The organism is Saccharopolyspora gloriosae, assembly GCF_014203325.1.
GTDB lineage: Bacteria > Actinomycetota > Actinomycetes > Mycobacteriales > Pseudonocardiaceae > Saccharopolyspora_C > Saccharopolyspora_C gloriosae.
The window spans coordinates 6,578,858-6,590,984 of record NZ_JACHIV010000001.1 but is presented as its reverse complement, the minus strand read 5'-3'; the positions used below and the strand labels follow the sequence as shown (position 1 = coordinate 6,590,984).

Here is a 12,127-nt window from a genome sequence, read left to right as displayed (position 1 = left end):
GACACGAGCGCCTCGGGGAGCCCCCGCATGAAGCAGGAGTTCTGGCAGGGCACCAACCTCCCCAGGGTGGGTGGGTTCAACCGCGCCGTCGTGCTCGACGCGATCCGCGCGAACGGCGGCGTCAGCCGCGTCGAACTGGCCCGCAGAACCGGGCTCACCGCGCAGACCATGTCGAACATCGTGCGGGCGCTGATGGCCGACGGCCTCGTCACCGAGGACGGGCACGCGCCCTCCACCGGCGGGAAGCGCCGGGTGATGCTGCGCGTCGTCCCGGACGCCTACCAATCGGTGGGGCTGCACCTGGACCCGGAGCGCATCACCGGCGTGCTGCTGGACCTCGACGGGCGGGTGCGGTTGCGCAGCACCCGGCGGGTCGCCGAGGGCGCCTCCCCGGAGGCCGTCGTCGGCGCGCTCACCCGCACCGTCCACCACCTGGTGCGGCGTTCCGAAGCGGGCGACGGGCGGGTGCTCGGCGTCGGGCTGGCCGTACCGGGGCCGCTGGACGACACCCACCGGCGGGTGTTCAGCCCGCCGAACCTGCCCGGCTGGACGGAGGTTCCGCTCGCCGACCTGGTGCAGGAGCGGGCCGGCCTGCCGGTGGTGATGGACAACGACGCGACGGCCGCGGCCATCGGGGAGCGCTGGGCCGGCGGGGTGGAGCGCGCGGGCTCGTTCGTCTACGTCTACCTCGGTTCCGGGGTGGGCGTCGGCGTGGTGCTCGGCGATCAGGTGTACCGGGGGATCAGCAACAACGCGGGCGAGGTCGGGCACCTGCCCACCGGCACCGGCAAGGAGTGCGCCTGCGGCAAGCGGGGCTGCCTGGAGGCGTACTGCTCGATGCGGGCCGTCGTCGGGGAGTGGGCCGCCGCGGGCGGGGACGGCGCGGACGCGGCCGTGTCCGACGTGTACCAGCGGATCTGCCGGGACGCCGCCCAGGGCGACACCGCCGCGGCGCGGCTGCTGCGGCAGGCGGCGAGCAGGCTCGGGCAGACGCTGGCGACGGTGGTCAGCGTGCTCGACGTGGACCGCGTGGTGTTGGGCGGTCCGGCGCTGCGGCACGCGGGCGAGATCATCCGGGAGCGGGTGCGCAAGGTGCTGCACGCCCAGGTGTGGGCGGCGGGGGTGCGTCCCGTCGAGGTGCATTCGGCGTTGATCGGCGAGGACGCCGGGGCGGTGGGGGCGGCTTCGCTGGTGCTGGACCACGCCTACTCGCCGCGGTTGGCGAACCTGCTCGGCGGCTGAGCGGACCCGGGCGGGATTCCCGAAATCTCCCGGCGCCGGTGGTGCGACGCGAGCGGCCCGTCCGCCATCACGGGACGAACGGGCCGCTCACCCTGACGCCGCCCTGGGCACCGGGGCGGGTCAGGTGCCGTCGCGACGCGGGGTCAGGCCGCGTCGTCGGCGGGCGTGCGGGCCGCACCCTCGCGCACGGATTCGGCGATGGCGCGGCCGAAGGCCGCCATGCCGCGGGCGTTGGGGTGCAGCGGTGCGGCCACCGAGGTCGGCAGCACGCCTTCGAGGTACTTGTCCTGCGGCGCGGCGCACACGTCGTGGCCTTCGCTGACCGCGCCGATGTCGACGAACTCCGCGCCGTGCGCCGCCGCGCGGTCCCGGAGCAGGTCGCTGAGCTCGTCCACGCTGGACTGGACGTAGTCCGCGTCGCGCGCCCAGATCGGTTCCTTCGGGTAGCAGCCGCCGGGGCGGATGTAGGTGCCGTAGCCCGCCACGACCACCTTCGCGTTCGGCGCCCGGTCGGTGATGCCGGTGAGCGCCGCGTCGAGATCGCCTTCGATGCCGGCGATCCTGCTCGACAGCTCGTCGCGGCCGTCCTGGGTGAACTCGTCGGCGCAGGACTTGCCGAACGGTTCGGGGAAGGCGTTGAGGCAGCTCACCGCGGCGCCCACCAGGTCGACGTCGTTGCCGCCGATGGTGACGGTGACCAGGTCGGTGGCGGCGCTTAGCGCGTCGAACTGCGGTGGCAGGAAACCGTGCTGGCGCCCGGTGAAGTCCTCGATCTCCGCGCCGGAGCAGGTCGCGTCGGTGAGCCGGGCGCCGAGCGCGTCGGCGGTGACGCGCGGGTAGTTCCGCGTCGAGCGCAGGCAGGCGAGGTTCGGGTCCGGGCCGGGGATCAGCGGCCCGGCCGCGGCGGAGTCGCCGAGCGCGACGTAGTCCAGCGGCTCCGCGGCGTCGGCGACCACCGGCGCCGCGCCGCACGCGACGACCACCGCGCACACCACGCCCCACCGCCGCACGAACATCCGGTGACCGTCCACAGAGGATTCACCAGGGCTCGGGGACCGCCGACGGCCGGAACGGGCAGAGCGGATCTCCACGGTGACCTCCGAATTTCGCGATCAGGCCACCTTGATTTAGCACACGCGGCGCAATTCCCCCTCCGCCATCCGCGCACAATCCCCCGACATCAACACTTCGAGTGACGGCCATTCAGCCCAACCACCCCAGAAGCGACCAAGGCCCGCCCCACCCCGAATCCGACCCCGCCACCCCAAAAAAGCCCCACCCAGCAACAAATCCGCACAGTGAACGACGTGCCTGGCATCAATCCGAGCAGTGGGCGGCAAGGCACGCCTGCCCAACGGCCGAAGACCGTGCCTCACGGCGAAGCCGTGCCTTGCGCGCGCGAAGCCGTGCCTTGGGCGGGCGAAGCCACGCCTGCGTTGCGGCCGAGGGCCGTGCTTCGCGGTGAAGCCGTGCTTTGGACGAGCGAAGCGAAGTCCGCCTTGCGGCGGAGCCGTGCCTGTATGTGCGAAGCACATAGCCCACGTCGAGAAGTCCTCACCCGCGGGTTCTCAGCGCCTTCCTCGCGAGGACGGCTTTTTCCCTCGTGGCGGAGCCACTAGGGAAAAAGATCCCGCAGCGAGGAAGGCACTGAGGTTCCGCCACCCGACCACCAAAGCAGAACGACCGGCTCACCGCTCCTCACGACGAAGAGCACGAGTAATGCCTGCTGCGACTGTTGTGGCCAGGACCCAGCCCACCGCGATGAGCACCACGGTGATCCACTGCGAGTGCCCGTCGGCCCGCCACATCACGTCGTGGCCGAGGTTGATGATCGGCACCAGCTGGTCCACGGTGTACAGGAACGGGTTCCAGACCGGGTGGTCCTCTTCGTTGATGGGTTGCAGCTCGTGCGCGCTGAACCACGCGGAGCCGCCCGCGGCGAACGCCAGCAGCCACAGCAGCGCCCGCAGCGGCCGGTACCCGTAGGCCACGGTGCTGCGCTGCAGCAGGCTCCACAGCCGCACCGGCGGGCGCAGCAGCAGCGGTGAGGCCCCGGCCAGCGCCTGGTAGCGGCGGCGTTGCTTCTCGATCAGCACCGTCACGGCGTGCTCTTCGTTGCCGCTGTTGCGGAACACGGTCGCGAGCTGGTCGTAAGGCCCCGGCTGGTAGCGCCCGGAGGTGGTGCGCAGCCACGCGAGCCGTTCCCGCACCCGGGCCGCGTCGGTGGGTTCGATGGGTCGGCTGAGGTTGTAGTAGGTGAAGTCCTCGACGTCGACGCCGCCGACGGCGTCCCAGGTCTTGGCGTTGTCCGCGAGGAGTTCGCACTGCGCCTGCCGCAGCACGACCCGTCCCTGCGGCGGTTCCGCGGGCAGCAGCGTCAGTTCTTGGGCGACCAGCCCGAACGCGTTGAACGCGTTCGTGGAGCTGCCGTCGCCGAGCACGCATCCCCAGAAGTTGGCCGCCCGCCCGATGACCGCGCGCCGCAGCTGCACTTCGCCTTCCGCGCGGAACGGGCGGATCCCTTCGGCGCACACGAGGTCGCGGCCGATGTTCGCCGCCCGCAGGTCCAGCGAGGACTTGTAGGCGCTGCGGTGGCGGTGCCACGCGGGTTTGAGCAGCTGCGCGGAGCGCAGGTCCACGTTGGCGCCGATGTCCGCGCCCTGCAGCTGCAACGTCCCGGAGATGTCGGCTTCGCGGCAGTCGAAGTTGCTGCCGACCTGGATCCGGTTGGCCTGCAACGTGTCCGTGCGCGGTCCGATCAGGCGGGCCCGGGTGAGCTGGAAGCTGCCGTGCACGTTGACGTCCACCATGCGCATCTGCCCGTGCAGCACCGTGTTCGCGGCTTCCAGGTTGCCGAGGATCTCGGTGCCGTCGAGGTGCAGGGCGCGCATCGGCTTCTCCACGGAGGCCGACGGGGAACGCGACCAGCTGAGGTCGATCTGCGCGCCCGCCATTCGCAGGTCGCCGCCGATCTTGCTGCTGACCAGGCGGATCGTGCCGCCGCTGCGGAATCCCTGGTCGAGCTGCACGTCGCCGCGCACTTCGCCGCGGTCCAGCAGCAGCGTGCTGATCGGGTCGTCGTGCTGGGATTCGCCCCGCTTCGGCGGGCTCACGCCCGGTTCCAGCACCGCGTCGCGCAGCCGCAGGTCGCCTTCGATGTGCGCGCTCGGCAGGTACAGCAGCCCGGCGACGCTGAACGGGCCGCCGCTGATCGGGTCGACGTCGCCGCGGAGGCTGCCGCCGATCTGGATCCCGTTGGCGTTGAGCGCCGTGCGGCCCCGGTTGCGCAGCGCTCCGCCGGAGAAGTTGAGGTTGCCGCCGATCTTCACCCCGGGGATCCGCACCTCGCCGGAGACCTTCAGGCGCAGGCCGAGCATCGCCCCGGCGATCTCCAGGCGGTCCGCGTAGATCGCGCGCCCGCCGGGGTTGCGCAGCTCGGAATCGTTGAGCAGCAGCGAACCGCCGAGCTGGGCGTCGGCGAGGTCGACGATGCCGCCGACGCTCGTGCAGTTGCGCAGCACCGTGTCGTGGCTGGTGCGCAGGTTCCGCCCGTTGAGCCCGGGGAAGCGGCAGTTCCACAGCACCAGCCCGGCGAGCGTGGCCTGGCGCAGGTCGGGCCGCATGTCGAAGCGGCAGCGCACGAATTCCAGCAGGTACGGCAGTTCCGCCGCCCGCAGGTCCAGCCGGCCGGTGATGACGGCGTCCTCGATGCGCACCACGGGCTGCTGCCCGCCGCGGCGCCAGAACGCGCGCCAGCCCTGCTCGTCGGGTGATTCGACGAGCTTGCGCGTCAGGTACTCGCCGCGGATCTCCCGGTCCGGGTCGAACATGTCAGCGTGCACGTCGAGCGGGACGACCGGCCCTTCCGGGCGGCGTCCCCACGCTCTGCCCTGGCCGAGCAGATCGTCGAGTCGCTGCTCGGCGGCGGTCGGCGCCCCGATGTTGTCCCACGGCCTGTTCGGCACGATCCTGCCCCCGACATCGATCCGGCGAACTCCACGCAGCGTAGTAGATCAACTACCACCGACAGCTCAGACGCGTGAACTCAGCTTGGGGTTGCGACGGGCTCACGTGACACCGCCGAGGGAGCGCACTCGAATGCGCGGGGCGCCGCGCGGAACCACCGAACGTCCGAACTGGACTACTCCACCGGAGTCCCCGCCGGACGGTTCGCGGGACGGGACGCCGAAATCACGACTACGCACCGCATCCGGCGCGCGGGGATCAGTCCTTCGGGCCGGTGTGCGTGGGGTCCAGGACGCGCGACAGGAACGTCCGGGTGCGCTCCTCCTTGGGGTCCCCGATCACCTCGGCGGGCGGGCCCTGCTCGACGACGACACCGCCGTCCATGAACAGCACGCGGTCGGCGACCTCCCGCGCGAACTGCATCTCGTGCGTGACCACGAGCATCGTCATGCCCTCGTCGGCCAGCCCGCGCATCACGCCGAGCACGTCGCCGACCAGTTCCGGGTCCAATGCGGACGTCGGCTCGTCGAACAGCATCACGTTCGGGTTCATCGACAGCGCCCGCGCGATCGCGACCCGCTGCTGCTGGCCACCGGAGAGCTGCGCGGGCATCGAGTCGGCCTTCTCCGCGAGCCCCACCCGGTCCAGGTTCTCCCGCGCGACGCGGTCGGCTTCGGCGCGGTCGCGGCGCAGCACCTTGCGCTGCGCCACGGTCAGGTTCTCCAGCACCGTCAGGTGCGAGAACAGGTTGAAGCCCTGGAACACCATGCCGATGTGCCTGCGCGCGGCGTCGAGGTCGGTGTCCGGGTCGGTCACCTCGACGCCGTCCACCGCGATCCGGCCCTTCGTGGGCTGCTCCAGCAGGTTCACGCAGCGCAGCAAGGTGGACTTGCCGGAACCGGACGGGCCGATCACGCACACCACTTCGCCGCGCCGCACGGTCAGGTCGATGCCGCGCAGCACCTCCAGCGAGCCGAACGACTTGTCCAGCCCGGAAATCTCGATCATCGCGCTCATCCGGCGTTCCTCACTGCGTCGGTCGTGGGTTTCGAGTGCTTCGCGCGCCCGGTCACTTGCTGCTGCGGCCTCCGCCGTAGCGGCGCTCCAGGCGGCTCGACAACCTCGACAACGGGATCGTGATGATCAGGTAGCAGAGCCCGGCGAGCAGGATCGGCGTCAGCGACTGGTACTGGTTCAACGCGCCGCGGCCGAACTTCGACAACTCGTACTGCGCGGTCGACAGCCCCAGCAGGTAGATCAGCGAGGAGTCCTTGGTGAGCAGGATCAGCTCGTTCGTCAGCGGCGGCAGGATGATCCGGAACGCCTGCGGCATCACGACCGTGACCATGGTGCGCGCCGAGGACATGCCCAGCGACCGGGCCGCCTCCACCTGCCCCTTCGGCACGGCCTGCACGCCGGCGCGGATCGTCTCGGCCATGTAGGCCGCGCCGACCAGGCCCAGGCTCAGCATCACCGTGGAGTAGATGTCGAAGACCAGCTGGAACGCGATCGGCACGCCGTAGCCGAGCGCGATGAACACCAGCAGCGCGGGCACGCCGCGGAAGAACTCGATGTAGATCGTGGCGATCCACCGGTACGGCGCCACCGAGGACAGCCGCATCAGCGCGAGCACCACGCCCAGCACCAGGCCGAAGGCGAACCCGAGCGCGGTGTAGACGATGGTGTTGAGCAGCGCCGAGGTGATGATGTCGGGGAACTGCGCCACGGCGACGTCGACGTCGAAGAACGCTTTCGCGATCTTGGGCCAGTCCGCGAACAGCGCCGCGAGCACGACCACCACCACGAGGACCGCGTACTGCACGCCGCGGATCACGCGGGTGCGCTGCCGCTTGCTCATCCGCGGCTTCGCGGGCGTTGCGGTGTCCGTTGTCGCCATTCCTCAACTCTCCCCGGCCAGGTGCTGCCGATTTCCTCAGAGCCTTGCAGGTGATCACGCGACCGCGCAGGGATTCGGCCGGGCTCAGGCCCGATCTCCCGCGCAGCGGCCGGGGCCGGGGCCTGCGCGGCGCCCGGCCCCGGCTCGGACCGTCACTTCGGGGCCTGGCCGAACCACTTCTGGTAGATCCGGTCGTACTCGCCGGACTCCTGCGCCTTGCGCAGCGACTCGTTGACCTTGGCGACGAGCTGGGCGTTGCCCTTCTGGACGCCGATGCCGTACGCCTCGCCGGTGCCGTACTCGGCGGTGACCTCGGTGTCCGGGTTCTTCTTCGCGAAGTCGAGCACCACGCCGTTGTCGTTGATGGCGGCGTCGACCTTCCCGGACTGCACGGCGCTCTGCATCAGCGCGACGTCCTCGAACTGGACGATCTCGTAGCCGTGCGCGGCCTTGTGCTCGGTCGCGTACTCCTCACCGGTGGTGCCCAGCTGCACGCCGAGCTTCTTGCCGCGCAGCTCGGCGAGGTCCTGGTACGGCGCCTTCTTGGTCACCAGCAGGGCCTGCTTCGCGTCGAAGTACGGGTCGGAGAAGTCCATGTTCTGCTTGCGCGTGTCGGTGATCGTCATCGCCGCGGCGGCCACGTCGCACTTGCGCGTGTTGAGCGCCTCGCCGGACTGGATGCCCTCGAACGGCGTGTCGAAGAGCTCCTGCTGCAGGCCGAGGTCGCGGGCCACCAGGTCGACGAGCTCCACGTCGAAGCCGACGGTCTTGCCGTTCTCGTCGAACTGGAACGGCGGGTACGGCAGGTGCGTGCAGGTGGTGAGCTTGCCGGGCTCCTTGAACTGCAGCTCGCCGTCGGCACCGACCGGCGCGATGGACTGCGCGCAGCCCGCCACGGTCAGCGCCAACGCGGGCAGCAGGGCGAGAGCTCTCCAGGTGGTCCGACGCGCCACGATGTCACTCCTAGTAGGTGAGAACGCGAGTGCTGAGATAGTGCCACCCGAATGGGCTCAAGTCCCGGCTCGCGATGTTGCGAAGCTGTCAAATTTGCTGAGGTCCCCAGCGGAACCCCCCGTTGAGCCCCGCGCCCCACCCGGCGAGATCGTGCGCGAACCACGTCCTCGACGTTCGATTCCCGCACGCCCAGGCCGCGCAGAGGCTCAGTTTCATGCGCTGGACGCCCCTGGTCAACAGCGAGTTCACCGCCGCCGAGCCGCTCGGGGTGTGGGAGATGTCATGCGCCGGATGCGGTTCTGCGCTGTTCGGCCCCGGCCGGTTGCGCCGCTCGGAGTCGCGACAGCGTGATCACGTTCCGTGCACTCGTGCCGCTGTCCGGGGGACCTCGAAGGTCGAGCGCGCAGAACCGCACCTTCGGCTGCTGCCCTCCGCGGGCCACCTTCGGCAGACTGCGCCGCCGAGGAGGAGATGCCGATGACCCACATCCGCTTACCCCGCCCGAAGCACCCCCGCACGACCACCGGAGCGCTCGCCGCCGCCGGGGCGCTGCTCGCCTGCGCCGGATTCGCCGCGCCCGCGGTCGCCGACACGACGGCCCGATCGTTCGACGTGCTGCAGCTGAACCTCTGCCACAGCGGTGCCGCCGACTGCTACACCGGCGACGACACCGCGGTGCGCTCCGGAATCGCCACCGTCCGGGAGCGCAGGCCCGACGTGGTCACGCTCAACGAGGTCTGCGCGCACGACATCACCACGATGACCCGCGAGACCGGCTACCACGCGGAGTTCGCCCCGGCCGGTCGCCGGGACGGCGGCCCGTACCAGTGCACCGACGGCCGCGGCGACTACGGCGTCGCGATCCTGGCCCACCCCGACCTGGGGGCCCCCAGCGGCGCCGTCACCGAGCGGACCTACACCGCCCAGGACGGCGGCGTGGAGCAGCGGGTCATGCTGTGCGCGCCGTTCTCCGCGGTCTCCGCGTGCACCACGCACCTGTCGGCGGACGCCCCGGACGTCGCCGGTGAGCAGTGCCGGGAACTCATGGGCGCCGCGACCCGGGCCGGACGCCCGGCGGTGGTCGGCGGCGACTTCAACCTCAGCCACGGCGGCACGCCGGACGTGCAGGACTGCGTGCCGGACGGCTGGTTCCGCAAGGGCGACGGCGGCGTGCAGCACGTGTTCGCCGCCGCCGACTTCCGGTTCGAGCGCACCGAGAACCTGCCCGTCGACGGCACGGACCACCCCGGTCTGCTCGTCGAGATGGCGCACTGATCCGGTCCCGGCCCGACCGGGGGCGGAGTACGACTTTCCGCTTACCCGGTCGTGGCCGGAAGGGTGCCGTCACGGGCCTCCGCCGCGTGATGGAGTGGCGGAGCAGTCGGGAACGCCACTCGAACCCCGAGCCCGGTGCCCCGGAACCAGCAGAGATCAGGGGTCCCCCCTGATCCGCAGCGGGAGTCGATCACCCACGATGGGGACGAACACCGCGAAACAGGAGGAATCAGAAGATGAACTTGTCCCGCCCGCAGCACGGCAAGCGGATCGCCGGGGTCTGCGCCGGCCTCGCCGACCGGTTCGGCATCGGCAGGGGCCTGATGCGGTTCCTGTTCATCCTGTCGTGCCTGCTCCCCGGCCCGCAGTTCGTGATCTACATCGTGCTGTGGATCATCATCCCGAAGTCCTGACCGCAGGGACCGCCTCGTGACCGGCACGAGGCGGTCCTACCGGTTCGTCAGCGCCGGGCGTGCGCGTCCAGCGCGTAGGCGATCGCCGTGGTGATCTTCGCGGCGAACTCCAGGTGCAGCGACTCGTCCGGGACGTGCGCGTTGCTGCCCGGCCCCAAGGCGCCGGTCACCACGAACTGCGCGTCCGGGTAGGCGCCCTGCAGCAGGCCCATCAGCGGGATCGACCCGCCCAGGCCCATCGTCGCCCAGCGCTCGCCGAACACGTCCTCGCTCACCGCGTCCAGCGCCGACTCCAGCCACGGCTCGGTGTCCGGCGCGTTCCAGCCCGCCGCGCCGTCCGACAGCGGGAACGTCACCTCCGCGCCGTAGGGCACGTCCGCCGACAGCGCCTCGCGCAGCGCCGCCAAAGCCACCTCCGGGTCGGTCGTCGGAGGGGTGCGCACGCTCAGCGCGACCGTCGTGGACGGGCGCAGCACGTTGCCCGCGTCCGGGAGCGACGGCAGGCCCTCCGCGCCGATCACCGACACCGTCGGGCGCCACGTGTTGTTCAGCGCCAGCTCGACCTCGTCCTCGGAGACCCAGCGCATGCCCTCCCGCGCGGGGATCGAGTCGCGGATCAGGCCGGGCACCGCCGCCACCGCGGCCCGCGCCTGCTCCACCCGGTTCGCCGGGATCTCCGCGTTGAGCTCCGGCAGCAGCACCTCGCCGGTCGCCGAGTCCTCGATGCGGTCCAGCAGGCTGCGCAGCACGCGGAACGAGCTGGGCACGATGCCGCTGGCGGTGCCGGAGTGCTGCCCGCCGTCGAGCACCCGCACCTGCACGCCCACCCGCACGTCCCCGCGCAGCGAGGTCGTCAGCCACAGCCGCTCGTAGTCGGCGGCCCCCGAGTCCAGGCACACCACCAGCGACACGGAACCCAGCCGGTCCGCGAGGTGTTCCAGGTAGGCGGACATGTCGGGGCTGCCCGACTCCTCGCCCGTCTCCAGCAGCAGCACGCAGCGCGCGTGCGCGCCGCCGTGCGCGCGGATCGACTCGATCGCCGTGATCGCCGCGTACGGCGCGTAGCCGTCGTCGACGCTGCCGCGGCCGTAGAGCCTGCCGTCGCGGACCACCGGCGTCCACGGGTCCAGGCCCTCCGACCAGCCGCCGACCGGCGGCTGCTTGTCGAGGTGGCCGTAGAGCAGCACCGTGTCCTGCTCGTCGGCGTCCGGCGCGGTCGCGGGAACGTCCACCAGCAGCACCGGCGTGCGCTCCGGCAACCGCACCACGTCGAGCTTCGCGCCGGGGATGCCGCGCGCGGTGATCCAGTCCCGCACGTGCTCGATGGCGGCGTCGAGCTGACCCGCCGCCACCCATCCCGCGTCGTAGGCCGGCGAGACCGCCGGGATCCGGACGAGTTCGGAGAGGCTGGGCAGGACGGAGTCCTGCCACGCCTGTTCAACGGCGGTGCGCACGGCGGAACGATCCATGCCGCGATCGTATGCCCGCCGCCGGACCGCGTTCCCGGCCGCTCGGCCCGATCAGTACCCGGCGGAGCCCGCCGCGGCGGCGCTGACCGCCACCGCCGTCACCGCGGACACCGCCGCCAGCGGGCGCAGCTCCGCCTCCCCGAGCCCGTCGCCCCGCCACACCGATTCGAGCACCGCCCGCTCGTCCGCGCCGCAGCCCAGCGACGGGCCGATCCCGGCGGCGTGCACCAGCGCGCACAGCGCGGCCAGCCTCCCGTCGACGGGCCGCCGCAGCCGCGCCGCGTCCCGCACCTCCTCGACCAGCGACTCCCGCACCCCTTCGGCGGGGACGTAGAGGTCGTCGGGGATGAAACCGAGCAGCTTGCGCCGCCGGTGCCGCAGCACGCCGTGCTCCGCCAGCAGGCCGCGGTGCTCGCGGAACCGGCCGAGGCGGCCCGGCAGCACCCCGGTCAGCTCCACCGGCCTGCCCTTCGGGCCTGCCTTGCGCACCAGCCGCCCCAAAAGCTCATCGGCCCACCCGATGCCGGTGGAGCGCGGGTCGAGCACCGTCAGCTTCGCGCTCACCGCCACCTCCACCCGGCCGCGCAGCGCCAGCTCGCCCAGCTCGGCCACCGCGGTGAGCAGGTCCACCTGCGCGCAGCGGTGCCCGCCGCCGGGCCGGTGCAGCAGCAGGACGAACTCGTCGGGCAGCGTGACCGGGGGCGGGCGGTCCTCGAGATCGCTCATGCGGGCCAGTGTGCCGCCCGCGCCACCGCGGAATGGCGTGTTCTCGCAACCACCGATCATCGGCCGCCCGCAGTATCGGTACCGCGATCTTCCCAAGAGCGTTAGTCGGAACCCCATTGCTTGGATGACCTGCGATTTTTGCCCGAGATTCCGAAGGTTACGGTGCAGTAGGGAACAAGATCCGC

General features: G+C 71.6%; 10 protein-coding genes. 3 read left to right on the top strand and 7 right to left on the bottom strand.

Annotated features, from left to right (window positions below; translation table 11 throughout):
- Positions 1-27 precede the first annotated feature (27 nt).
- Positions 28-1,242: an ROK family transcriptional regulator gene (locus BJ969_RS28620; protein WP_184484176.1), complete on the top strand. Its 1,215-nt coding sequence runs from the start codon at positions 28-30 to the stop codon at positions 1,240-1,242.
- A 143-nt stretch (positions 1,243-1,385) separates the two neighbouring features.
- Here BJ969_RS28620 and BJ969_RS28615 read toward each other — a convergent pair whose 3' ends face one another.
- From BJ969_RS28615 to BJ969_RS28595, 5 genes are all read right to left on the bottom strand, one after another.
- On the bottom strand, positions 1,386-2,258 hold the full coding sequence (locus tag BJ969_RS28615) for an SGNH/GDSL hydrolase family protein (protein WP_184484174.1): 873 nt from the start codon (positions 2,256-2,258) through the stop codon (positions 1,386-1,388).
- A gap of 672 nt (positions 2,259-2,930) precedes the next feature.
- Positions 2,931-5,207, bottom strand: coding sequence for a bactofilin family protein (locus tag BJ969_RS28610; protein ID WP_184484172.1), 2,277 nt, complete (start codon positions 5,205-5,207; stop codon positions 2,931-2,933).
- A gap of 259 nt (positions 5,208-5,466) precedes the next feature.
- Positions 5,467-6,225 (bottom strand): amino acid ABC transporter ATP-binding protein, encoded by a 759-nt coding sequence (locus BJ969_RS28605; protein WP_281398380.1) that lies wholly within the window; start codon positions 6,223-6,225, stop codon positions 5,467-5,469.
- 52 nt (positions 6,226-6,277) lie between these two features.
- Positions 6,278-7,066, bottom strand: coding sequence for an amino acid ABC transporter permease (locus BJ969_RS28600; RefSeq protein ID WP_184486017.1), 789 nt, complete (start codon positions 7,064-7,066; stop codon positions 6,278-6,280).
- 191 nt (positions 7,067-7,257) lie between these two features.
- Positions 7,258-8,058 carry a transporter substrate-binding domain-containing protein gene (locus BJ969_RS28595; RefSeq protein WP_184484170.1) on the bottom strand — a complete coding sequence of 267 codons (801 nt, stop codon included), beginning with the start codon at positions 8,056-8,058 and terminating at the stop codon, positions 7,258-7,260.
- A gap of 478 nt (positions 8,059-8,536) precedes the next feature.
- On the opposite strand from BJ969_RS28595, the gene BJ969_RS28590 reads away from it, so the two are divergent.
- Together BJ969_RS28590 and BJ969_RS28585 are read left to right on the top strand one after the other, a co-directional pair.
- Entirely contained in the window at positions 8,537-9,334 is a 798-nt protein-coding gene (locus BJ969_RS28590; RefSeq protein WP_184484168.1) for an endonuclease/exonuclease/phosphatase family protein, read from the top strand.
- A gap of 236 nt (positions 9,335-9,570) precedes the next feature.
- Complete coding sequence (locus BJ969_RS28585; protein ID WP_184484166.1) at positions 9,571-9,747, top strand: PspC domain-containing protein; 177 nt, start codon at positions 9,571-9,573, stop codon at positions 9,745-9,747.
- A 47-nt stretch (positions 9,748-9,794) separates the two neighbouring features.
- Here BJ969_RS28585 and BJ969_RS28580 read toward each other — a convergent pair whose 3' ends face one another.
- Positions 9,795-11,216: a M20/M25/M40 family metallo-hydrolase gene (locus BJ969_RS28580; RefSeq protein ID WP_184484164.1), complete on the bottom strand. Its 1,422-nt coding sequence runs from the start codon at positions 11,214-11,216 to the stop codon at positions 9,795-9,797.
- A gap of 51 nt (positions 11,217-11,267) precedes the next feature.
- On the bottom strand, positions 11,268-11,942 hold the full coding sequence (locus BJ969_RS28575) for a GOLPH3/VPS74 family protein (protein ID WP_184484162.1): 675 nt from the start codon (positions 11,940-11,942) through the stop codon (positions 11,268-11,270).
- Positions 11,943-12,127 lie beyond the last annotated feature (185 nt).

Excerpts from the sequence above, each read along its gene's own strand:
- BJ969_RS28580 (WP_184484164.1), bottom strand. The coding sequence starts at position 11,216 with ATGGATCGTTCCGCCGTGCGCACCGCCGTTGAACAGGCGTGGCAGGAC.
- BJ969_RS28575 (WP_184484162.1), bottom strand. The coding sequence starts at position 11,942 with ATGAGCGATCTCGAGGACCGCCCGCCCCCGGTCACGCTGCCCGACGAG.
- BJ969_RS28585 (WP_184484166.1), top strand. The coding sequence starts at position 9,571 with ATGAACTTGTCCCGCCCGCAGCACGGCAAGCGGATCGCCGGGGTCTGC.
- BJ969_RS28590 (WP_184484168.1), top strand. The coding sequence starts at position 8,537 with ATGACCCACATCCGCTTACCCCGCCCGAAGCACCCCCGCACGACCACC.
- BJ969_RS28615 (WP_184484174.1), bottom strand. The coding sequence starts at position 2,258 with ATGTTCGTGCGGCGGTGGGGCGTGGTGTGCGCGGTGGTCGTCGCGTGC.
- BJ969_RS28600 (WP_184486017.1), bottom strand. The coding sequence starts at position 7,066 with ATGAGCAAGCGGCAGCGCACCCGCGTGATCCGCGGCGTGCAGTACGCG.
- BJ969_RS28605 (WP_281398380.1), bottom strand. The coding sequence starts at position 6,225 with ATGAGCGCGATGATCGAGATTTCCGGGCTGGACAAGTCGTTCGGCTCG.
- BJ969_RS28620 (WP_184484176.1), top strand. The coding sequence starts at position 28 with ATGAAGCAGGAGTTCTGGCAGGGCACCAACCTCCCCAGGGTGGGTGGG.